We start from the raw sequence: 22,767 nt of genomic DNA, 5'->3' as shown, positions 1-22,767 counted from the left end.
CTAAGGCCGCGGGCCGTCCGATCCGGGCACCCGCGCGGGCGCGCACGCGACGTACGACCTGCGGCCGGTGTGGTGTGCCACGCTCCCCGGCCCACGGACCTCCAGCGCCTACAGTGCGAGGGTGGGCGCACCCGAGGACTGGCTCCTCACCCAGGCCGAGCGGGGCAACCCGTCCACCCGCCTCGACGCGCGGCACCCGGGCGACCGGGCCTGGTCGGAGGGCAACCGCGTCCGGCCCCTGGTCGACGGAGCTACCTACTTCGCCGAGCTCCACGAGCGGCTCGAGGCGACGCGTCCCGGCGACCTGGTGCTCTTCACCGACTGGCAGGGCGACGCCGACGAGCGGTTGACCGGTGAGCCCGGCAGCGAGGTCGCCGAGGTGCTCGGCCGCGCCGACGAGCGGGGGGTCGACGTGCGCGGGCTCGTGTGGCGCTCGCACAACGGCTCGATCGGCTTCACCGCCCGGGAGAACGCCCAGCTCGGCCGGGCCCTGCAGCGGCGCGGGGCCGAGGTGATCCTCGACATGCGGGTGCGCACCGGCGGCTCCCACCACCAGAAGCTGGTGGTGATCCGGCACCGCGAAGACCCGAGCCGGGACATCGCCTACGTCGGCGGCATCGACCTGTGCCACTCGCGCCGCGACGACGCGGCGCACCGCGGCGACCCGCAGGCCCTGGACTCCATGGCCGACGAGTACGGCGCCACTCCGCCCTGGCACGACATCCAGGCCGCGATCAGCGGGCCGGCGGTGCACGACGTCGAGACGGTCTTCCGTGAGCGCTGGGAGGACCCGACCACCCTGCGCCGCAGCCCGATCGTGGTCGCCCACGACCGCCTGCGCGGGCTGGACACCAGCCCCGACCCGCTGCCCGAGCAGCTCCCACCCCCGCCGCCGGCCGGCCGGCACGCCGTCCAGCTGCTGCGCACCTACCCCGACCTGCGACAGGGCCGCGACTACGCGTTCGCCCGCGGCGGCGAGCGCAGCGTGGCGCGCGGCTACACCAAGGCGGTCGAGCAGGCCCGGCGGCTGATCTACGTCGAGGACCAGTACCTGTGGGGCGACCACGTCGGCAACGTCTTCGTCGAGGCGTTGCGCCGGCACCGCGACCTGCACGTCGTCGCGGTCGTGCCGATGCACCCGGACGTGACCGGCCTCAACCGGACCGCCCAGCTGGTGGGCCGCCGCCGGGCGATGCTCGACATGCACCGCACGGCGCCCGACCGGGTGGCCGTCTACGGACTGGAGAACTCGGCGGGCACACCGATCTACGTGCACGCCAAGACCTGCATCGTGGACGACACGTGGGCGACCATCGGCTCCGACAACTTCAACCGGCGGTCCTGGACCCACGACTCGGAGCTGTCCTCGGTCGTGGTCGACCCGGACGGGGAGTACGCCCGCGACCTGCGCCTCACGCTGGCCGCCGAGCACCTCGAGCGCACGCGCGAGGACGTCGAGGACCTCGCCGACCCCGAGGCCATGTTCGCGGCGTACGCGCAGGCGGCGGCCGCGCTGGACGGCTGGCACGCCGGGGGCCGGTCGGGCCCGCGCCCGCCCGGTCGGCTCCGGCGGCTCGAGCCGCCGTCGATCGGGCCCGTACGACGCGCGCTCGCACTCGCGCCGTACCTCTGGATCCACGACCCGGACGGCCGGCCCCGGACGTTGCGGCGCGGCGACCGCTTCTGAGGGCGGGGACCGTCAGAGGACGCCGTCCACCAGGTGGAGCGGCGCGAGCTTGAAGTTCTGCGTGCCGGACGTGCCCGGCGCGTCGTTGAAGCCGTCCTGGCACACGAAGAGTCCCTGCGGGAAGACCGGGCCGAGGTAGCCGTCGTGGGCGGCGATGCCGTCGGTCTGGTCGCAGTCGTCGGAGGCGGGACCGTCGACGATCCGGAAGCGCCCGAGGTGCTGGCCGGTCCCGGCGTCGTACCGGCTGTACCAGTTGTCGCGCGGCGCGACGACGTTCTGGGCCGAGGCGATCAGCTCGCCGCCCACGAGCGCCAGGCCCTCGACGTCGGCCGCGAGGTTGGCGTCGAGCGAGGCGAGCCTGACCCGCGGCGGGACGGTGCCGGCGGCGGTCAGGTCGTACTTCCAGATGCCGACGTCCTCCTCGGAGAGGTAGAGGGCACCGGTCGCGTCGTCGACCACGCACCCCTCGCCCTCGCTGCCCAGGAAGAACTGCCGCACGGCGGGCTGGACCTGCAGGAGGGTGTCGGCGTCCGCGTCGGTCAGCGGGTGCATCCGCACGCGGAACGTCGAGCGCTGCACGTTGACGACGTACAGCCCGCCACCGACCCCGGGCGCGCCCGGGTCGTACATGCACAGGCCCTCGCCCCCGGTCGTGGCGTTGCCGCTCTGCTCCTGCGCCGGCACGAGCCGGGGGCCGTCCGCGGTGGGCGCCACCCGCCAGAGCCGGATGCCCGACTGCGCGGCGGCAACGACGTCCCCACGGACGTCCACGTTGCCGACGAAGCCGGCCGTGGTGATCCTCTGGACGACCTGTCCCGACAGGTCGAGGACGGTGAGACGTCGGACGTTCTTCTCGTTGGTGACCACGAGGGACGCCGCCGGGTCGCTCGTGTCGACCCAGATCGCGGGGTCGTCGGCCGTGTCCCCGGCCACCCCGGTGGGCACGGTCTCGATCGTGGAGGCGACCCTGACGGTCTCCGTCGGCGGCGGCGGTGGCGGGGGCGTCTCCGTCGGGGTCTCGGTGACCGTCGGCGTCTCCGTCGGGGTCTCCGTGACGGTCGGGGTCTCCGTGGGCGTCGGCGTCGGCGTCTCCGTCGGGGTCTCCGTGACGGTCGGGGTCTCCGTCGGCGTCGGGTCCGGCGTCGTCACCGAGACGGAGAACTGGTCCGCCCAGAAGCCCTGACCGGGTGCCGCCGCCGTCGTGTAGACGATGAAGGACAGGCTGTTGCCGGCGCCCCGCGCGGCATACGAGAGGGCCAGGCGGTGCCACCCGGTGTCCGGCGCCTGGAGCGGCTGGGTGACCGTGCCGGGCGAGCTGCCGCTCGGGGTGATCTCCTTGACCTTGAGGTTGATGGTCCGGCCCGCGACCTCCGAGCGCACCCACACACTCAGGTCGTAGACCTGGCCGGCGACGGTGCTCGTGACGTGGCTGGGCTTGTCCCGGAAGCCGGCGTCGCGCGCGACGGTCTGGGAGTTGCTGGCGCGGACGGAGTACGTCCCGTCATGGCCGCCCGTGGTGCGCTCCACCCGGGACGACGTGTTGTACGCCGAGCTCCACGGCGCCAGGGCCGTCTCGACGCTGGTGTTGGTGACGAGCTCGGTCGTGGCCGCCGACACTGGTGAATCCACGGCGGCCAGGATTGGGACGAGCGAGAGGCTGGCAACCACGCCGCTCGCTGCCCAGAGTCGTCGACGCCGCCCCGGCACAGGCATGGAGGTCCCTTCGTGAGGTCTCCTTTCGAGGGTAGGCCGTCGTCGCCGACCGAGACCCTTCACGAACGGGGTATATCCCCGCAGCGCACCGGCAGGGTCAGGTCGGCGGCGCCACCGGTTCCTCGCTCTTGGTCTCGGAGACCGAGCCCCCGAAGTACATCTGTGCGAGCTCGGGGTCGCCGAGCACCGCGGCGGCGGGCCGCTGGGTGATGACCCGGCCGCTCTCCATCACGATGCCGTCGGTGGCCATCCGCATGCCGAACCGCACGTTCTGCTCGACGAGGAGGATCGTCTTGCCGCTGTCGGAGAGCAGCATCACCGAGTCGTAGAGCACCTGCAGCGACTTGGGGTCCAGCCCCAGCGACGGCTCGTCGAGGAGCAGGAGCACCGGGTCGAGCATCAGGGACCGGGCGAACTCCACCATCCGGCGCTGGCCGCCGGAGAGGTTGCCGGCGTTGTCGTGGGAGCGGTCGGCCACGATCGGGAACATCGAGGCGACCTGCTCGTAGCGCTGCTTCACCAGGGCCTTGTCGCGCCGGATGATGTAGGCCCCGAGCAGGACGTTCTCCCGCACCGACATCGTCGGGAAGAGCGCGTTGGACTGGGGGACCTGCGAGATGCCCAGCTCGAGGATCTCGGCCGCGGAGCAGGCGTGGATCGGCTTGCCGTCCAGGTGGACCTCACCCTGGCGCGGCGTGAGCAGCCCGCTGACCGTCCGGAGGACCGTCGACTTGCCGGCACCGTTGGGACCGACGATGCACGCGACCGACCCCTTGGCGACCGAGATGTCGACGCCCTGGAGGACGTCACCGCCGCCGTAGCCGGCCACGATCCCCTGCATCTGCAGCATCGGTCGGGCGGTGGCGTCCGGCGGGGTGGTCCCGCTCGCCCCGGTCGGCGCGCCGGTCGTGGCCGGATCGTTCGCCTCGCTCATCGGCGGGCCTCCTCGATGTGGAAGTCCTCGCCGAGGTAGGCATCGATCACGGCGGGGTCGTTCTTGATCTCCTCGGCGGTCCCGGAGGCCATCGTCTTGCCACGCCCCAGCACGTGCACCGGGTCGCAGAGCCCGAGGACGAAGGGCATGTTGTGCTCGACGATGAGGAAGGTCTTGCCGTAGGAGTTGAGCTCCCGGATCATCTCGCCCATCCGGTCGATGAGGACCGGGTTGATGCCGCCGGCGGGCTCGTCGAGCAGGATCAGCTTGGGGTCGAGCATCAGGATCTGGGCGAGCTCGACCAGCTTCTGCTGGCCGTAGGACAGCGCCTGCGCCCGCTGGTCGCGGAAGTCGCGCATCCCGACGAACTCCAGCAGCTCCTCCGCGGCACGCGCCTCGCTGCCGCTGACGGCGATCTTGCCGAGCCCGCGCATCGAGAAGGAGGACTGGGCCGCGACGACGTTCTCCAGCACCGTCATCTCGCGGAAGAGCCGGGTGATCTGGAAGGTCCGGCCCAGGCCGCGGTGCGCCCGCTGCCAGGACCGCATGCCGTCGATCCGCTCCCCCGCCAGCACGATCTCCCCGGCATCGGCGCGGATGGTGTCGTCGATCAGGTTGAAGAGCGTCGTCTTGCCCGACCCGTTGGGGCCGATCAGGCCGGTGATGGAGCCCTCGGGGACGACGAGGCTGGCACCGTCGACGGCCTTGACGCCGCCGAAGTGCTTCACCAGGCCCTTGACCTCCAGCAGGGGCCGGTCGGGCAGCTCGGACCGGTCGACGACCTGGACCCGGTCGGTGAGCGAGGCCAGGCTGCCGCCGGTGCCGATGCGCGCGCCGACAAGCCCGGCCTTGTTGCGCGTACGCCGCCGCATCAGCGTCGACTCGATCGCGGGCAGGATGCCGCGCGGCAGGAAGATCACGACCAGGACGAGCAGCCCACCGAAGAGGAAGAGCCGGGCGTTGCCGCCGCCGAAGCTGTTGTTGGCGATCTCGTTGAGCGGCTCGATGAGGAACGCGCCCAGGACCGGTCCCCACAGGGTGGCCTTGCCGCCGATCAGCATCGAGAGCACCAGCTGGACGCTGATGAGGATGCTGAACATCCCGCGCGGGTCGATGAAGGTCAGGTAGTAGCCGTAGATCGCGCCCGCCATGCCGACGAAGACGGCGCTGGCCATGAAGGCGATGATCTTCTCCACCGGCAGGTTGATGCCGATGGTGGCGGCCTTGGTCTCGTCCTCGCGGATCGCGATGAGGCCCATGCCCAGCTTGGTCCGGCGGATCCACCAGGACATCAGCAGCTGCAGCGCCAGCACGACGACGAGGGCGTAGTAGAAGGGCAGGTTGATGATGTCGCGGTCCCAGTCGGGCAGCGGCATGGTCAGCCCGGCGGTGCCGTTGGTGACCGACACCCAGTTGACCGCGAACACCTGCACCAGGAACAGGAACGCGACGGTGATGATCACGAACGCCGGGCCCGACGAGCGCAGTGACACCAGCCCGAGCACCAGGGCGATCAGCGCGGCCACGACGCCCGCGACCGGCACCCACCACCAGATGGGGACGTCGGGGTTACGGGCCGCGAGCACGCCGATGGTGTAGCCGCCGAGGCCGATGAAGGCGCCCTGGCCCAGCGAGATGTAGCCGGCGAAGCCGGAGATGATGTTGAGCCCGCTGGCCCCGATCGCGAAGACCAGCGAGAGGATGATCATGTTCTGGTAGTAGCGGTCGTCGGTCACGAGCGGGTAGACGAGCAGCGCGACCGCGGCGGCCAGGGCGATCGCCCGGCCGATCCAGATCGGCTGGGTCCACGGGCGGCCGGCGGCGGGGGTGCGGGCGGCAGGACTGGCGGTCATGCGGCGACGGCATCCTCTCGGAGTCGGGTCCCGAGCAGGCCCTGCGGACGGATGAGCAGCACGGCGAAGACGATGGCGTAGGGGACCGCCGTCGCCCACGAGGGAGAGACGTACGTCGAGGTGAAGGTCTCGGCGAGGCCGAAGAGGATGGCGCCGAGCACCGCCCCGTTGAGGCTGCCCAGCCCGCCGAGCACGACGATCGCCAGCAGCCGGGCGATCCACTGGTAGTGCGATCCCGGCACGAAGGGGTAGAGCACGCCGGTGATCGCGCCCCCGGCGCCCGCGGCGGCGATGCCGATCGCGAACACCAGGGCCGCCACCGACGCGGTGCGGATCCCGACCAGCTGGGCCGAGGACGGGTTGGTCGCCGCCGCGCGGATGGCCCGGCCCAGCCAGGTGCGGGTGAGCACGATCCAGAGCACGACCAGCACCGCGACCGCGATCAGGCCGCCGTACACCTGGGCCTTGGGAAGGAAGATCCCGCCGATGGTGAACGACTCGTCGCCGTACGCCGGCCTGATCGCGGTGGAGTTGTTCCCCCAGATCTCGCCCATCGCCCCCTCCAGCACCAGCGCCAGCCCGAAGGTCAGCAGCACGGTGGAGGCCATGGGGGCGGACCTGATCGGCGAGACGACGATCTTGTAGGTCGCCCAGCCGATCGCGAAGATCACCGGCGTGGTGATCACGATCGCGAGCAGCGGGTCGATGCCGACCACGTCCCACAGGGTGTAGGTGATGAACGAGGCCAGGACCAGGAAGGCCCCGTGGGCGATGTTGATCACCTTCATCACCCCGAAGATCAGGGTCAGTCCGCTGGCTGCCAGGGCGTAGACACCGCCCAGCAGCAGCCCGAGGACGAGGCTCTGGAGGAAGACGGTCATCAGCCGGCGCCGCCCGGCTCCCAGTTGCGGGTGATCTCAGCGGTCGCGGCTTCCTCGGGGAGCACGATCTGCGGAGCACCGTCGCGCCACTGGCCGATCAGGAAGTCACCCTGGGGCGCCCCCGTCTCGTCCCACGAGAGCGGGCCGAGGATGGTCTCCACCTCGTTCTCGTGCAGCCAGTCGGCGAGCGCCGTCTGGTCCTCGATGCTGCCGACCGCCTCGACGGCCGCCTGGAGCACCTCACCGGCCGCGAAGGCGTCGGCGGCGTCCTCGGGGACCTCGCCCTCGCCGTACATCTCCTCGTACTTGGCCACGAACTCGGCGTTGCCGGGGGTGTCCGCGTCAGGCGAGTGGCTGACGGCGTAGAAGATGCCCTCGGTGTTCTCCTCGCCGATGCCCTCGGTGAACTGGCTGCCGAAGGACGGGGCGTTGGTCTGGAAGAACATCTCCGGGGTGAAGTCCGCCTTGAGCATCGCGCGGGTCATGCCGATGCCGTCCTCGAACTGCGCGCCGTGGACGACGAGCTCCGGGTCGGCGTTCTTCATCGCGCTGACGATCGTGTCGAAGTTCTTGGTGTCGATGGCGTAGGTCTCCTCGTAGACCGTCTCGACGCCGGCCTCCTCGAGGATGGCCTGGATGCCCGCGACGTTGGGGGCGGCGAACGGGTCGTCGAGGGTCGGGTACGCCGCGGTCTCGGGCATCTCGCCCTCGGGCAGCGCGGCCACCCACTCGGCGAACACCTTGCCCTGCTTGTCGGCCGTCGACTGCTGGGCGAAGAAGAGGTACTCGAAGCCGCGGTTGAACATGTCCGGAGAGCCACCGGCGGGCTCCACGTAGACCATCTGCTCGCGCTCGGCGACGGCGGACGCAGGCAGGTTGAGCAGCGAGGAGAAGGTCCCGAGGAGGAGGTCCACCTGGTCCTGGCTGATCAGTGCGTTGTAGTCGGTCACGATGGTGTTCTGGTTGGAGGCGTCGTCCTTGATGACCAGCTCGATCTCGCGATCCAGCAGCCCACCCTCGGCGTTCACCATCTCCTGCCACACCTTGTAGCCCTGCTCGGCCGCCTGGCCGGGCTGGGAGAACTCGCCGGTCAGCGGCAACGAGGTGCCGATGACGATCGGGTCGTCGCTGCCACCCTCGCCGCCACCGTCGTCGCCACCGCACGCGGCCAGGCTGGTGACCAGGACACCGGTCACTGCTGCGGCCATCAGTCCTCGGCCACGACCTCGGGAAATCTGGACCATGCTTCCTCCTCGGTGAATCCGCAATCGATTGCGGCATCGCCAGTGTTGTGAACTGCGCCACATGTGTCAAGGGATGCCGCCCAATTGCAACCTCGAGAGCGCGAGAAGCGCCCTTGCACGCGCCGAAGTCGGCGCATTCGGGGACGCCGGGTGACATCGACGAGGCCGGCGCGCAGGGGTCACGGCGCCGTTCTCGTGGTTGCAATCGGTTGTGGCCGCTGCCACTCTGGCCCCGGAGAGGAGCACCACATGGACAGCACCCCGGTCCCGGACGACCTGCCCGAGCACGCGGAGGTGGTGGTCGTGGGCGCGGGGCACAACTCCCTGGTCGCGGCGGCCTACCTCGCCCGGGCCGGGCTCGAGGTGCTCGTGCTCGAGGCGGGTCCGACGGTGGGAGGCAACACCCGTACCGAGGAGCTGACCCTCCCCGGCTTCGCCCATGACTCCTGCAGCAGCGCGCACGTGCTGATCCAGAACAACCCCCTCGTGCGTGACGACGAGCTGGGCCTGGTCGCCGAGCAGGGGCTGCGCTACCTCACCACCGACCCGGCCGTGGTGATGCCGCAGCCCGACGGCGACGTGCTGGTGATGCGTCCCGACCTGGCCGCCACCACCGACGAGCTCGCCCGGTGGTCCGCCGGTGACGCGCGGGCCTTCGAGCTGATGGTGCGCGCCTGGCGGGGCGGCCTCGGCGCGGCCCACGGTCGGTGGAGCTCCGCACTCCCGCAGCCCGAGAGCCCCACCACCCAGGCCTATCTGGCCCTGCGGTCGCGGAGCGCCTGGGACGTCGTCCACGAGACCTTCGAGCACCCGGTGGTCCGCTCCTTCGTGCTGTGGCTGGCGATGGCGACGATCCAGGACCCGCGCCGCCCCGGGACCGGATTCCTCCCCTCCTCGCTGGCCGTCGGTCGCCTCGACCACGGCTGGACGACCCCGGTCGGGGGCAGCCAGGCGCTCCCCGACGCGCTGGTGCGCGCCATCACGGCGCACGGCGGCAGGGTGGTCTGCTCGGCCACCGTCTCCGGCTACGTCACCGACGGCGACCGGGTCACCGGCGTCCGGGTGGGCGACCGGACCGTCGCCGCGGGCCGGGCGGTGGTGACCGGCGGACACCTCGCTGGCGTGGCCGACCAGGTCGTCGACGGCGCCCCCTCCCCCGACCTGCTCGAAGCGCGGGACACCTGGCGCCCGGGCCTCAGCGTGCTCGCCGTCCACGCGGCCCTGCGCGGCGATCTCGCCTTCGGCCACGGAGGCATCGCCAGCGCCGCGGCAGGTCTCGGCACCGCCGACGGCATGGCCCGCCACCTCGACCGGTGCGCCGCGGGCGAGGTCGACGCGGACGATCCGTGGCTGCTGGTGGTCAACCAGACCGTCGTCGATCCCAGCCGGGTGGCCGACAGCGGAGGCACCTTCAAGATCCTCACCATCGCGCCGTGGCAGCGCGCCGACGGACGGGGCTGGGCCGACTCCAAGGACGAGTACGGCGCGGCGCTGGTCGAGCTGGTGCGGCAGCGCACCCGCGGCCTGGGCGAGGTCGACATCCTCTCGATGCGGACCGAGTCGCCCGTGGACGTCGCGGCCCACAACCCGCAGAACCTCGGCGGCTCCTGCCATGGCGGGGAGTTCCTGATCGACGGCCACGTGCTGCCGGGCTGGCCCCGCTACGACACCGGCCTGGCGGGTCTCTTCCTCACCGGGTCCACCACCCACCCGGGCGGGTCCGTCTCGGGACGGCCCGGGCGCAACGCCGCCCGCACCGTGCTGACCGCGCTCGGCAGGGACCCGCTGGAGGTGATGGGACCCACCTGAGGGTCCTCGCTCCCGACACGCAGGTCGAGCTCGTCCGCCCCGGAGCTCACGGGTCCCCGGGGCGGACGAGGGTCTCAGCGGGCGAGCAGCGCCGCGATCGCCTGCTCGGTGCCGCGCACCACCCGCTCGGTGTCGATGCCGAGCAGGCGGCCCCCGCGCTTGCGGAAGCGCCCGTCGACGATCACGGTGTCGACGTTCTCCGCACCGGCCGCCAGGGTGAGGCTGTTGGCCACGTCGATGACCGGGGCCATGGCGACGTCGTGACGGCGGACCATCACGACGTCGGCGCGCTTGCCCGGGGTCAGCGAGCCAGTCACGTCGCCCAGCCCGAGGCTGGTGGCCGCATCGAGGGTGGCCATCTGGAGCACCCGACGGGTGTTGATCGAGAGCTCCTGCTCGGAGACGCCGCGGTGCAGCCCGGTCGTCAGCCGCATCACCGCCCACATGTCGGCCGACCCGACGAGGGACAGGGTGTCGACCGAGAGCGTGAGCAGCACGTTGCTGTCGACCATGTCCTTGACCGGGGAGATGCCGTAGCCGATCAGCAGCTCCGACATCGGCGAGATGCTGACGCTCGCGCCGGTGTCGCGGATCGCCGCCCGTTCCGCCTCGGTGGTGTAGAGCGCGTGGATCAGCTGGGTGTCCGGGCCGAGCATGTCCTGCTCACCCAGCTGGCGCACCATCTCGAGCGCACCCTGCGCGCGGGTCGAGTTGGCGTGGTAGCTCACCGGCAGCCCGAGGGCGCGCGCGGCGTCGTACTCCGGACGGAAGACCGCCTCACCGACCAGTCCGGGAGGGCGTCCGGCCAGGCCGAGGTGCATCAGCGGCAGCCGGCCGCTGTCGAACCACTCCCGCTTGACCCGCGCGATGTCGTCGAGGTCGATCACCGAGGTCCCGGGATAGCCCTGCGGGGTGCCGTAGGAGAACCGTCCCCGCAGCCCGATCTCGCGGTGGGCCCGGAGGTTGGCGTCGGCGTGGTCGGGCGAGCGCAGGTTGTGCGACCAGTCGTTGACGGTCGTGACGCCGCTGTTGAGGGCGTCGACCAGCGCCAGCCGGGCGCCCTGGTAGAGGTCGGAGGGCAATGCGCGGACGCCGTTGGCGACGTTGAGCGCGAAGTACGCCGTCGCCGGCGACGAGCTCGACATCGACCGGAACAGGGTGGTCCACAGGTGCCAGTGCGTGTCGACCAGGCCGGGCATCACGATGGTGCCGCGGACGTCGATGCGGGCCGCCCGCGCGCGGAGGTCGCGCCCGACCGCGACGATCCGGCCGTCCTTGACGTGCACGTCGCCGCCGTCGAGGTCGCCGACGGCCGGGTCCATCGACAGCACGTAGCCACCGGTGAGGACGTACTCCCGCGGACCGGGCCCGTGGTCGCGACCGCCACCACGTCCCGCCACCGCGGGTGACGCCACCGCCGTGGCCCCGAGCGCACCCGCGGCGGCCGCGGCACCCCCGAGCACCGAGCGCCGGTTGAGCCCTGCCTTCTGGTTGTTCTCCATCTGGTGTCCTCCTGGGACCCCGGGCGCCGGGCGGCGCCGTCGATCAGGCGAGCAGCCGCACGGGGCGCTCCAGCAACCCGGTCAGCTCCGCCAGCCAGCGCGCGGCGACGACGCCGTCGACGGGCCGGTGGTCGACCGAGAGGGTCAGGCTCATCACGGAGCCGGGGACGACGGAGCCGTCCCGGACGACGGGCTCCTCGCGCACCGCACCCACCGCGAGGATCGCGGCGTGCGGCGGGTTGATGATCGCGGCGAACTCCTCGACGCCGTACATCCCGAGGTTGGTGACGGTGATCGAGCCGCCCTCGAGCTCCTCCTGCCGGAGCCGTCCCTCGCGGGCGCGGCCGGCGAGCTCGCGGACGGTGCTCGCCACCGAGGAGACCGACCGGTGGCCGACGTCGCGCAGCACCGGGGTCACGAGGCCTCGGTCGGTGGCGACGGCGACGGCGATGTCGGCCGCGTGCCAGCGGCGTACGGCGTCGTCGGTCCAGGTGACGTTGAGGTCGGGCACCCGCTCGTGGGCCAGGGCGACGGCCTTGACGACGAGGTCGTTGACCGAGACCTTCACCTCGCCGTCGAGCGCGTCGTTGAGCTCGGCGCGCAGGGCGAGCAGCCGCTCCACCCGGACGGTGGTGCGGACGTAGAAGTGCGGCGCCTCCCGCTTGCTGGTGGCCAGCCGCTCCGCGACGGCACGCCGCAGACGGGTGTGGGGCACGTCCTCGAAGGCAGCAGACGGGGCCGGCCGGGGTGCGGCCGACGTCGGAGCAGGTGCAGGGGCGGGCGGCGCGGCCCGGCGCGAGGCGAGCAGGGCGTCGACGTCGCGGCGCAGGACCCGGTGGCGGGGGCCGGTGCCGGGGATCTCCTCGATGGCCAGTCCGGCGTCGCGGGCGATCTTGCGCGCCAGCGGGCTGGCGAAGACCCGCCCCGACGGACGGGCAGGGCCGGTCCCGGCCACCGGCGCAGGAGACGCGGCGGCGGGTGACTCGGGCGCCGGCTCGACGACCGGGGCGCCGGAGCCCGGGTCGACGTCGGGCTCGGTGCGCTCGACCGGTTGGTCGGGGACGTCGCGCCGCTCGGCGATGACGGGGGCGGACTCCTCGGCGACGCCGAGCTCACGCAGCAGGGCCGCCAGGTCGTCGACCCGCTCCCCCACCGCCCCGAGCACGGCGATCGGGGCGCCCACCTCGACCTGCGACCCGGCGGCCACCAGGGCCTTGAGCACGACGCCCGCGGCCTCGGCCTCCACGTCGACCAGCGCCTTGTCGGTCTCGACGGTCGCCAGTGCGTCGGTCGCGGCGAACTCCGCCGACTCGGCCACCAGCCACTCGGCCAGCACCGCCTCGGTCGCGTTGGCCGAGACGCCCGGCATCCGCAGCACGCGTGCCACGTCAGTACCTCGCGATCTCGGTGAGCTCGGCGATGACCTCGTCCTTCTGGGCGATCGCCGCGCGCTCCAGCACCTTGCTGATGCTGGGCGAGGCCTCGGCGCCGGTGACCCGGCGGACGGGGGCGTCGAGCAGGTCGAAGAACCGCCGGTGGATCTCGTCGGCCAGCCACCCGCCGTACGACGTGCCGACCGCGCCCTGCTCGGCGATCAGCACCTGGTTGGTCTTGGTGATCGACGCCTCGATGGTGTCCCAGTCGATGCTGGCCCGGTCGAGCCAGCGCAGGTCGATGACCTCCGCGTCGACCTGGCCGAACTCCTCGACGGCCTCGAGCACGAACGGCACCATCCCGAGGTAGGTGAGGATCGTGGCGTCCTTGCCCTCACGACGGATCGCGGCCTTGCCGACGGGCAGGCAGAAGTCGAGGTCGTCGACCGGTCCCGGCCCGACGGCGTTGTAGAGGTCGACGTGCTCGAGCACGACGACGGGGTCCTGGCAGCGCAGGGCCGCGTTCATCAGGCCGACGTAGTCGTAGGGCGTGCTCGGCGCGACGATGCGCCAGCCCGCCGAGGTGGCGAAGATGCCGGCGGGGTCCATCGAGTGCTGGGAGCCGTAGCCGGTGCCCATGGCGACCTTGCTGCGCAGGACGAGGGGTACGGCGCCGTCCCCGCCGTACATGTGCCTCGCGCGGGCAACCTGGTTGAAGAGCTGGTCGGCGGCGACCCACATGAAGTCGGCGTACATGAACTCGACGACCGGCGTGAAGCGGCCGTCGAGCGCGACGCCGCAGGCGAGGCCGGTGAAGGCGTTCTCGCTGATGGGCGTGCCGAGCACCCGGTCGGGGAAGCGCTCGCTGAGGCCCCGGGTGGCGCCGTTGGTGCCGCCGTTGAGCCGGTGGACGTCCTCGCCCATGACGATCACGCCGGGGTCGGTCTCCATCCGACGGCCGAGGACGGCGGCGATCGACTCGACCAGCTTCATGTCGTGCACGGGCACGGCGTGCCCCTCGGCGGCCACCACCCGGGCGTCGTCCATCTCGGAGAGGTCGCCGCGCACACCGACGTCGACCCACGCGGGGTCGGGCCACTCGGCGGCGCGGATCCGGCGCTGGCCGGGCTTGCCGTCGGGGACCGGCTCGAGCAGCACGTCGCCGATCTCCTCCATCACGGCCTTTGCCTGCGTGAGCGCCCGGTCGGCCTCGCCGTCCCCGAGGAGGCCGAGCCGCTCGAGGTGGGCGGAGGTGATGGTCAGCGGGTCACGCAGCCGCCACGCCTTCTCCTCCTCCTTGTCGCGGTAGCCGAACGCGCTGCCGGCGAACCCGCCGTTCTGGTGGAAGAAGCGGTAGGTGTCGACCTCGACCACGGTCGAGCCACGACCTGCCCGCATGTGCTCCACGGCCTCGGTCATGGCGAGGTGGACGGCGAGCGGGTCCTGGCCGTCGACCTTCCAGGACGCGAGGTTGAAGCCCATGCCGCGGGCGGAGAGACGGGGCTCGGCGGTGGCCTCCTCGACGGAGGTGGACACGGCGTAGCGGTTGTTCTCGATGAAGAAGCAGACCGGGAGGGCCCACGCGCCGGCGAGGTTCATCGTCTCGAGGGTGGAGCCGATGTTGACGGCCCCGTCGCCGAAGTAGGTGACCGAGACCGCGTCCGTGCCGGATCGCTGGTGGGCGAAGGCGAAGCCGGCCGCCTGCGGGACGCCGCCGCCGACGATGGCGTTGGTGCCCATCGCGCCGGCCTCCTTCCACTGCAGGTGCATCGAGCCGCCGCGACCGTGGCTCCAGCCGCGGTCGAGGCCGGCGATCTCGGCGAGGGTGCGCAGCAGCACGTCGCGCACGTCGTCGGACGGGGGTGCGAGCGGGTCCATCCCCTTGGGCTCGACGTGGTGGAGCGCCTTGGCGAGGAACTGGTGGTGGCCGCGGTGCGACCCGTTGACCGAGTCCTCGCTGGTGAGGGCGAGGACCGAGCCGACGGCGCCGCCCTCCTGGCCGATGCTGGAGTGGGCGGGCCCGTGGATCAGCCCGGCGCCGGCGAGGTCGAGGACGTACTGCTCGAACGCGCGGATCCAGACCAGCTGGGCGTAGAACGTGCGCAGCAGCTGCGGGTCGGCGGCGTCCCAGTCCTCGTCGGTGGCGACGACCTCGACCCACGGGGCCGCGGGCGTGAGCGGGCGGTGCTGGGGCATGGCTCTCCTCCTCGGTGACGCCGCCACTCTGACACCGATTGGATCCAAAATCTAGAGTCACGAGTGATGGACGCCACACGGTTATGCGTGCTTTGCTGGCACTCTGTCCCGTTTCGGATCCAGAAGGGGTGTCGATGGCACTGCCGGGCCTGCGTCGGATCGACCACGTGGGCTTCACCGTGCCCGACCTCGAGGAGGCCCACCGGTTCCTCGTCGACGTGCTCGGTTGCGAGTACCTCTACTCCCTCGGCCCCTTCTCCCACCCCGACGCCGGCGACGACTGGATGACCCGGCACCTCGCCGTGCACCCCGACACGGTGATGGTCGAGAATCGCTGGTTCCGCCTCGCCGGCGAGACCCTCCTCGAGGTCTTCCACTACTCCGCCCCCGACCAGCGGACGCAGCCCCCACGCAACAGCGACGTGGGAGGCCACCACGTCGCGCTGTACGTCGACGACCTCGACGCCGCCGTCGACCACCTGCGTACGGCGGGGGTGGAGGTCCTCGACGGACCCACCGCGAGCCGCGGCCCGGCCGAGGGCAACCGGTGGATCTACTTCCGCAGCCCGTGGGGGATGCAGTTCGAGCTGGTGTCCGCCCCGGACGGCAAGCGCTGGGACCGGGAGAATCCACGTCCATGAGCGAGACGAGCAGTGCCACGGGCCACACCTCCGACATCGGCAGCACCCGCGTTGCGGCGTACCTCCGCGAGGCGATCCTGGGCGGCGAGCTCAGGCCCGGCGACCGCATCCGGCAGGAGGAGGTCGCCGAGCGGCTCGGCGCCAGCCGGCTGCCGGTGCGCGAGGCGCTGCGGATGCTCGAGGCCGAGGGCCTCACCGAGCACGAGGCCCACAAGGGGGCCCGGGTGCCGCGGTTGTCCCCGCACGAGGTGGACGTCGTCTACCGGATGCGCGAGCGCCTCGAGCCGCTGGCCCTCGCGGAGAGCATGCCGCAGCTCGGGCCCGACGAGCACGCCCGGCTCGAGGAGGTGCAGCAGCGGATCGAGGACAACGAGGACCTGGAGAAGTTCCTCGACCTCGATCGCGAGTTCCACATGCTCACCTACTCCGGGTGCCACATCGACCCCCTGATGTCCAACGTGACCCGGCTCTGGAACTCCACCCAGCACTACCGCCGCGCGTTCGTCGCGCTCGGTGGGCGCAGCCGGATGTGGGTCGTCAACTCCGAGCACCGGCTGATCCTCGACGCCGTGGTCCGCCGGGACGCCGACGACGGCGAGCGCTTCCTCGGCGGTCACATCCGGCGCACCCGCATCGAGCTCTCGCACCACCCGGAGGTCTTCGGGTGACCGGCTTCGAGGTCAACGGCACGCGCGTCGAGGTCGGCGGGGACCCGGACACCCCGCTGCTGACCGTGCTGCGCGACGACCTCGGACTGGTCGGCACCCGCTTCGGCTGCGGCCAGGGATTGTGCGGGGCCTGCAACGTGGTCCTCGACGGCGCCGTGGTGCCGTCCTGCCAGACCCCGGTCTGGCAGGCGGAGGGCCGCTCGGTCACCACCGTCGAGGGACTCTCCGCCGACGGCACGCCGCACCCCGTGCAGAGCGCCATCCTCGACCGGCAGGCCGCCCAGTGCGGCTTCTGCATCTCCGGGATCGTCGTCCGCGCGGCCGCCCTGCTCGACGAGGAGCCGACCGCCGACGCGGCCCGGGTGGCCGAGGCGCTCGACGGCAACCTGTGCCGCTGCGGCGCACACCGGCGGATCGTCGACGCGGTCCTCGCCGCCCGGGAGCCGACCGCGTGACCGACCTCGCTCCCCACGTCATCACCAACCCCCGGCTCGGCAGCTGGGTGTCGGTGGCGGGCAGTGGGGACGGTGCCCTCGTCGAGGTGCGGGTGGGCAAGGCCGAGCTCGGCCAGGGCATCGCCACCACGCTGGCCCAGCTCGCCGCCGACGCGCTGGCCCTCTCCCTCGACCGGATCCGGATGGTCGCGCCGCACACCGGGCTCGGGCCCGACCAGGGCCTCACCGCCGGCAGCCTGTCGGTGCTGCAGACCGGACCTGCGCTGGCCCACGTCGGTGGCGTCGTGCGGGCGCTGGCCGGCCCGACGTCCCCGGTCGAGGAGTACGTCGCCCGCATCGCCGCCCTCGACCCCGCTCTCGACCTCACGACGGTGGCTCCCCTCGCGCCGGGCGGGGCAGTGGCCGTCGGCCGCAGCGAGCCGCGGCTCGACCTGCCCGACAAGGTCCTCGGCCGGCCCCGGTTCCTGGCCGACCTGCGACCCGAGGGACTCCTGCACGGCCGGGTGCTGCGCCCGCCGTCGGTGGGCGCGGTGCTGCGCGCGGTGCCCGACGGATGGACCCTTCGAGACGGCTTGTCACTCGCCTCCTCAGGGATCGAGGCGAAGGTGATGCTGGTGCGCGACGGCTCCTTCGTCGGCGTGGTCGGCGAGCGCGAGGCCGACGTCGACCGGGCGCTCGAGCAGCTCCGCGCGGACGCCGAGTGGGACGAGCTCGACCTGCTCCCCGACCCCGACGATCTGCCCCGCTGGCTGCGGTCCGGCGCCCACGAGGAGGTGCCGGTCCTCGAGGAGGACGGCGCCCCGGGCCCCGGGCCGGGCGTCGTCGAGGCGTCGTACTCGCGCCCCTTCCTGGCCCACGCCTCCATCGCGCCCAGTGCGGGCCTGGCGGTGTGGACCGACGGCGGCGTGCACGTCTCCTCGCACAGCCAGGGCATCCACGGACTGCGCGACGCGATCGCCGCCACCCTCGACCTCGACCCTGTGACCGTCGTGGTGGAGCACGTCGAGAACGCCGGCTGCTACGGCCACAACGCCGCCGACGACGCGGCCTTCGACGCCGTCCTGCTGGCCCGGGCGGTGCCCGGGCGGCCGGTGCTGCTGCGCTGGACCCGTCCCGACGAGCTGACGTGGGGACCGCTGGCCCCGGCGATGACGGCGACCCTGCGGGCCCGGCTCGACGGTGGCCGGATCACCGGCTGGTCCCACGACGTGTGGAGCACGGGGCACAGCGCGCGGCCCGGCTATGCCGGTCACCCCGGCCTGCTCGCCGGTGCCCACCTCGCCGAGCCGTTTCCCCTGCCTCCGTCGACCGACCCGCCCCCGGCGGCGGGCGGTGGGACGACCCGCAACGCGGTACCGGCGTACGACGTGGGGCCCCGGCGCGTGGTCGGCCACCGCAAGACCGACTCCCCGCTGCGCACCTCCGCGATGCGCGCGCTGGGAGCGCACCTCAACGTCTTCGCGATCGAGTCGTTCATGGACGAGCTGGCCGAGAGCGCCGGCGTCGACCCGGTGGCGTTCCGGCTCGACCACCTCACCGACCCGCGGGCCCGGCACGTCGTCGCGGAGGCCGCTCGGCTCGCCGGCTGGGACGACGAGCCGCCCGAGGACACCGGTCGCGGCGTCGCGTACGCCCGCTACAAGGATCGGGGCGCCCACTGCGCGATCGTCGCCGACGTCGAGGTGACCGACGCGGTCGTCGTACGCCGCCTCGTCGTCGTCGCCGACGTCGGCCGGGTGGTCAACCCCGACGGCGCCCGCAACCAGCTCGAGGGCGGCGCGACCCAGGCGACGTCGTGGACGCTCAAGGAGCGGATGGGCTTCGACGCGCGTCGGCTGCTCGGCACCGACTGGGAGGCCTACCCGGTGCTGCGCTTCTCCGAGGCACCCGAGGTCACCGTCCACCTCGTCGACAGCGACGCCCCCTCGACCGGTGCCGGCGAGGCCGCCCAGGGGCCGACCTCGGCCGCGATCGCCAACGCGGTCCAGCGCGCCCTCGGGGTCCGCGTCCGCGACCTCCCCCTGACCCACGACGCCGTCGTCCGAGCCATCGATGCCATCGGTGGTTGAGGTGCGAGCGCAGCGAGCCTCGAAACAGACCGAACTCCGCCCAACCGTCCCCAACCGAGGAGCCACCATGAAGCAGCCCCGCATCTCCTACGTCGCCTACGACGACATGGACCCCCGCATGCAGGCCGAGATGGACCGCAGCGCCCGCGAGGGCACGCCCCGCCCGGAGACCAACGCGGTGCGCGCGCACGTGCCGGCAGCGTTCTGGGCCTTCGCCGAGCCGTGGGAGAAGATGTTCCGCAACGGCGTGTGCGACCACGCGATCAAGGAGCTGTGCCGGGTCTACATCTCCCGCACGGTGAGCTGCGAGTTCTGCGGCAACCAGCGCTCGGTCAAGGGCAGCCAGCAGGGCCTCGTCGAGGGTCAGTACGACGACCTCCTCAACTTCGAGTCGTCCGACAAGTTCGACGACCGGCAGAAGGCCGCGCTCGCCTACGCGCAGGCCATCGCCTGGAACGAGGACGACCGCGACGGGCTGTGGAGCCGGCTGCACGCCCACTTCACTGAGGACGAGCTGGTCGAGCTGGGGTGCGTCATCGCGCTGACCTTCGGCCAGCAGAGCTGGATCCGGTTGCTCGACGTCGACCACCACCAGTACATGGCCGGCACGGCGGCGTCGATGGCACCGGGCTTCGAGGACGCCGAGGCGCTGGCCGCGTCCAAGGCCAAGGAGGACTACTGGGCCGCCGGCGCACCGGGCACCTCCGGCTCCTCCCGGTGAGCGTGAGCGCCGCCGACTGGGGCTCACCCGGCAACCCCGTCCTGGTCGAACCGCTGGCCGGCTCGGACCGGCCGGCGCACTACCTGGTGGCGGAGACCCTCGACGGCCTCTACGCGCCGTACGCACTCCGGCTGCCCGACGGGCCGGGACCACACCCGTTCGTGCTCGTCGCCTACGGCAACGGTGGCGGCGGCATCGAATGGCTGCGGGACCGGGTCCACCGCTTCCGCCACGTCACCGACGTGCTGCTGGACGCTGGTTATGCGTGCGCATGGGTCCGCTACCGCACGGAGGTCGAGCTCGGCTACCAGACGGGCGGGCCGCTGCGGACGACGGTGCGGCAAGGCATGGGGCTGATGAGCCGCGCGCCGCTGGAGTACGAGGACGAGGTCGCGATCCTGCGGCACGTCGCGGCCCACCCGGCGATCGACGCCGACCGGCTCTTCCACGTCGGCGTCAGCCACGCCGGCGAGATGCTCTTCAAGCTGCTCTCGCAGTATCCGGGCCTGCTCCGTGCGGGCGTCGCGGCCGAGCCCGCCTCGCACGAGCTGCTCACCCTGCGGCTCGACGACGTGCCCACCGTCACCAGCGACGGCGGCCTGCGTGACATCGAGAGCATGGAGATCCGCAGCACCGAGCGGGCCCGCGCCCGGGTCGCCGACCCGGACGAGGTGTCGGCACGGCTCGACGGCGTGGACATCCCGGTGCTGGTGCTCGGCCGCGACCAGGACGAGCTGCAGGGCATCTTCCGGCTGACCTACGAGCTGCTGGCCGAGAAGCGCGCGGACGCCGAGTGGCGGTCGTGGTCGCACGAGGTGCACGGCTACATCTACCCCGAGTCCGACGCGGACGGGGTGGCGCGGGTCGACGACGTGCAGCGCGAGGCCCTGGCGGTGATCGTCGACTTCCTGGACAGGCACAACGCGTGACCGACCGACGACAGGCACGAGAGGAGCGAGGCATGTACAACGACATCGAACGCGTGGGGTTCGTGGGGCTCGGGGCCATGGGCTCCGGGATCGCCCGCCGGATCATGGACGCCGGCCACCCCGTGGTCGGCTGGAACCGGACCAGGAGCAAGGCGCAGGACCTGCTCGACGCCGGCATGGGGTGGGCGGACACGCCCCGCGAGGTCGCCGAGCAGTGCGACGTCGTCTTCACGATGCTCACCAACACCGCAGCCGTCGAGGGCGCGGCGCACGGCGACGACGGCCTGCTGGCCGGGCTCGGTGCCGGCACGGTGTGGGCAGACCTGAGCACCATCGCTCCCGAGCGCAGCGTGGCGCTGTCCGAGGAGGTCGCCGCCACCGGCGCCCGCTACCTCGACACCCCCGTCTCCGGGTCCCCGGCGACCCTGGCCGCGGGCCAGATGTCGGTGATGGTCGGCGGCGAGCGCTCGGCGTACGACCACGTCGAGAAGCTGCTGCACGCCATCGGCCCCAAGGTCACCTACATCGGTCCCAACGGGCACGCGATCCTCACCAAGGTGGCGATCAACCTGTCCCTGGTGGTGTCGGTGACGGCCTTCGCCGAGGCGGTGACGCTGGTCGAGAAGGCCGGCGTCGACCGGGCCGCCGTGGTCGACGCCGCGCTCAAGAGCGTGATCGCGTCGCCGGTGATCGGCTACCGCGCACCTCTGCTGGTCGACGACGACAACGTCTTCGCCGACGTCGAGCTGCAGCAGAAGGACCTCGTCCTGGCGCAGGAGCTCGGCCGCAAGCTGGGCGTCATGCTGCCGACGTGCTCGGCCGCGAGCGAGATGCTCAGTGCCGCACGCAGCAGCGGCCTGGCCGACCGCGACTTCCTGGTCAGCGTCGCCGACGTCTACCGCCGGGCTGCGGGGGTGGAGGTCCGATGACGACCCCCGACGAGGCCCGCGCGCCGTACCGCACCACCGTCGCCGACGTCCCCCTCGAGCAGGGCCTGCGGGAGGAGGAGGGCTGGATCGACATGCAGGTGCAGTACCTCATCAACTCCGAGCGCGGCGGCTCCGACGGCCTCACCGTCGGCCGGACCGTGCTGCCGCCCGGCGCCCGCCACGACCGCCACTTCCACACCGACGCCGACGAGTTCCTCGTGGTGATGTCGGGCCGCGGCGAGATCCACACCAACAAGGGTCGCGAGCCCTCGCAGGCCGGTGACGTCATCTTCACCCCGCGCGGCAACTACCACGGGTTCGTCAACACCGGTGACGAGGACGTGCTGCTCATCTGGGGCTGGAGCGGCGCCGGTTCGCTGGCCGCGGCGGGCTACGGGATGCCGGGGCCCGACGACGAGTTCGACGACCCGTCATGAGCCTCGACCCGCGCATCGCGGCCGGTACGACGCGGATGCTCGCCGCCCGGGCCGCGGCCCTCTCCCCGGAGGTCGCCCCGCTGGGGTGGAAGCTCGGCTTCGGGGCGCCCGCGGCGCTGGCCAGGTTCGCCACCGACCGCCCGCTCGTCGGCTTCCTCACCGACGACCGGCTCCTGGCGTCCGGCTCGACGATCGACGTCTCGGGGTGGACGGCACCGATGCTGGAGGCGGAGGTGGCCGTACACCTCGGCCGTGACGTGTCGGCCGACGCCTCCCCCGCCGAGGCACTGGCCGCGGTGGCGGGCTGGTCGGTGGCGATCGAGCTCGCCGACCTCGATCCGCCGCCCACCGACATCGAGGAGGTCCTGGCCGGCAACATCTTCCACCGGCACGTGCTGCTCGGGCCGCTGTCCCCGTCGTTGCCCGCCGACCTCTCCTTCTCCGTGTCCTGCGACGGGGAGGTCGTCGCGTCGACCTCGACGCCATTCGAGCTGACCGGTGAGCTGGGGTCGATCCTCGCGTCGGCGGCCTCGACACTTGCATCGTGCGGCGCGTCCCTGTCTGCTGGCGACGTGGTCATCACCGGATCCGTCATCCCACCCCTCGACGTCAGCGGCGGCGGGGCGTGGCACGTCGTCGCGCCCGGCCTCGGCGAGGTCTCCGTCCAGCTGATCATCACCGGTGGTTGAGGCCAGCCGGAGGCTCGCTCCGAGGTCTCCGGGAGAC

General features: G+C 72.4%; 19 protein-coding genes. 11 read left to right on the top strand and 8 right to left on the bottom strand.

Translation table 11 applies throughout. The features are described from left to right. Positions 1 to 121: 121 nt before the first annotated feature. On the top strand, positions 122 to 1,687 hold the full coding sequence (locus DAE25_RS18030; RefSeq protein WP_107767531.1) for a phospholipase D-like domain-containing protein: 1,566 nt from the start codon (positions 122 to 124) through the stop codon (positions 1,685 to 1,687). 12 nt (positions 1,688 to 1,699) lie between these two features. Here DAE25_RS18030 and DAE25_RS18025 read toward each other — a convergent pair whose 3' ends face one another. From DAE25_RS18025 to DAE25_RS18005, 5 genes are all read right to left on the bottom strand, one after another. Next, entirely contained in the window at positions 1,700 to 3,316 is a 1,617-nt protein-coding gene (locus DAE25_RS18025; RefSeq protein ID WP_159083833.1) for a phytase, read from the bottom strand. Between the two features lie 181 nt (positions 3,317 to 3,497). After that, entirely contained in the window at positions 3,498 to 4,334 is an 837-nt protein-coding gene (locus DAE25_RS18020) for an ABC transporter ATP-binding protein (RefSeq protein ID WP_199907664.1), read from the bottom strand. Continuing rightward, on the bottom strand, positions 4,331 to 6,187 hold the full coding sequence (locus tag DAE25_RS18015; RefSeq protein WP_107767529.1) for a branched-chain amino acid ABC transporter ATP-binding protein/permease: 1,857 nt from the start codon (positions 6,185 to 6,187) through the stop codon (positions 4,331 to 4,333). Before DAE25_RS18015 ends, DAE25_RS18020 begins: the two co-directional genes overlap by 4 nt. After that, entirely contained in the window at positions 6,184 to 7,068 is an 885-nt protein-coding gene (locus tag DAE25_RS18010; protein WP_056886472.1) for a branched-chain amino acid ABC transporter permease, read from the bottom strand. Before DAE25_RS18010 ends, DAE25_RS18015 begins: the two co-directional genes overlap by 4 nt. After that, a complete protein-coding gene (locus DAE25_RS18005) occupies positions 7,068 to 8,276 on the bottom strand; it encodes an amino acid ABC transporter substrate-binding protein (protein ID WP_199907663.1) in 1,209 nt (402 codons plus the stop codon). Before DAE25_RS18005 ends, DAE25_RS18010 begins: the two co-directional genes overlap by 1 nt. Positions 8,277 to 8,561: 285 nt before the next feature. Between DAE25_RS18005 and DAE25_RS18000 the strand changes: the two genes are divergently transcribed. Next, entirely contained in the window at positions 8,562 to 10,121 is a 1,560-nt protein-coding gene (locus DAE25_RS18000; RefSeq protein ID WP_107767527.1) for a phytoene desaturase family protein, read from the top strand. A 74-nt stretch (positions 10,122 to 10,195) separates the two neighbouring features. On the opposite strand, the gene DAE25_RS17995 is transcribed toward DAE25_RS18000, so the two are convergent. From DAE25_RS17995 to DAE25_RS17985, 3 genes are read right to left on the bottom strand one after another with little or no spacing between them, the layout of a single operon-like run. Continuing rightward, entirely contained in the window at positions 10,196 to 11,623 is a 1,428-nt protein-coding gene (locus tag DAE25_RS17995; protein WP_107767526.1) for an amidohydrolase family protein, read from the bottom strand. A 43-nt stretch (positions 11,624 to 11,666) separates the two neighbouring features. Then, complete coding sequence (locus tag DAE25_RS17990) at positions 11,667 to 13,010, bottom strand: dihydrolipoamide acetyltransferase family protein (RefSeq protein WP_107767525.1); 1,344 nt, start codon at positions 13,008 to 13,010, stop codon at positions 11,667 to 11,669. Between the two features lies 1 nt (position 13,011). Next, positions 13,012 to 15,192 carry an alpha-ketoacid dehydrogenase subunit alpha/beta gene (locus DAE25_RS17985; RefSeq protein WP_107767524.1) on the bottom strand — a complete coding sequence of 727 codons (2,181 nt, stop codon included), beginning with the start codon at positions 15,190 to 15,192 and terminating at the stop codon, positions 13,012 to 13,014. Between the two features lie 134 nt (positions 15,193 to 15,326). On the opposite strand from DAE25_RS17985, the gene DAE25_RS17980 reads away from it, so the two are divergent. The 9 genes from DAE25_RS17980 (at position 15,327) to DAE25_RS17940 (ending at position 22,730) form a co-directional block, all read left to right on the top strand. Then, positions 15,327 to 15,833 carry a VOC family protein gene (locus DAE25_RS17980; RefSeq protein ID WP_107767523.1) on the top strand — a complete coding sequence of 169 codons (507 nt, stop codon included), beginning with the start codon at positions 15,327 to 15,329 and terminating at the stop codon, positions 15,831 to 15,833. Continuing rightward, complete coding sequence (locus DAE25_RS17975) at positions 15,830 to 16,501, top strand: GntR family transcriptional regulator (protein ID WP_107767522.1); 672 nt, start codon at positions 15,830 to 15,832, stop codon at positions 16,499 to 16,501. The genes DAE25_RS17980 and DAE25_RS17975 overlap by 4 nt, the downstream gene beginning before the upstream one ends. After that, positions 16,498 to 16,956, top strand: a complete 459-nt coding sequence (locus tag DAE25_RS17970; protein WP_107767521.1) for a (2Fe-2S)-binding protein — start codon at positions 16,498 to 16,500, stop codon at positions 16,954 to 16,956. Before DAE25_RS17975 ends, DAE25_RS17970 begins: the two co-directional genes overlap by 4 nt. Continuing rightward, entirely contained in the window at positions 16,953 to 19,025 is a 2,073-nt protein-coding gene (locus tag DAE25_RS17965) for a xanthine dehydrogenase family protein molybdopterin-binding subunit (protein ID WP_107767520.1), read from the top strand. Before DAE25_RS17970 ends, DAE25_RS17965 begins: the two co-directional genes overlap by 4 nt. 67 nt (positions 19,026 to 19,092) lie before the next feature. Then, the gene (locus DAE25_RS17960; RefSeq protein ID WP_107767519.1) at positions 19,093 to 19,746 is read left to right on the top strand and encodes a carboxymuconolactone decarboxylase family protein; all 654 of its coding nucleotides are present in this window, start codon (positions 19,093 to 19,095) and stop codon (positions 19,744 to 19,746) included. Beyond that, positions 19,743 to 20,675: an alpha/beta hydrolase family protein gene (locus DAE25_RS17955; RefSeq protein ID WP_159083832.1), complete on the top strand. Its 933-nt coding sequence runs from the start codon at positions 19,743 to 19,745 to the stop codon at positions 20,673 to 20,675. The genes DAE25_RS17960 and DAE25_RS17955 overlap by 4 nt, the downstream gene beginning before the upstream one ends. 32 nt (positions 20,676 to 20,707) lie before the next feature. Beyond that, on the top strand, positions 20,708 to 21,604 hold the full coding sequence (locus tag DAE25_RS17950) for an NAD(P)-dependent oxidoreductase (RefSeq protein ID WP_107767517.1): 897 nt from the start codon (positions 20,708 to 20,710) through the stop codon (positions 21,602 to 21,604). Then, complete coding sequence (locus DAE25_RS17945) at positions 21,601 to 22,041, top strand: cupin domain-containing protein (RefSeq protein WP_056886460.1); 441 nt, start codon at positions 21,601 to 21,603, stop codon at positions 22,039 to 22,041. Before DAE25_RS17950 ends, DAE25_RS17945 begins: the two co-directional genes overlap by 4 nt. Next, positions 22,038 to 22,730, top strand: a complete 693-nt coding sequence (locus DAE25_RS17940; protein WP_107767516.1) for a fumarylacetoacetate hydrolase family protein — start codon at positions 22,038 to 22,040, stop codon at positions 22,728 to 22,730. Before DAE25_RS17945 ends, DAE25_RS17940 begins: the two co-directional genes overlap by 4 nt. Positions 22,731 to 22,767 lie beyond the last annotated feature (37 nt).

The organism is Nocardioides terrigena, from assembly GCF_003047265.1.
Taxonomy (GTDB): Bacteria; Actinomycetota; Actinomycetes; order Propionibacteriales; family Nocardioidaceae; genus Nocardioides; species Nocardioides terrigena.
Note: the sequence above shows the minus strand (reverse complement) of the source record. Positions and strands in the feature narration are given on the sequence as shown.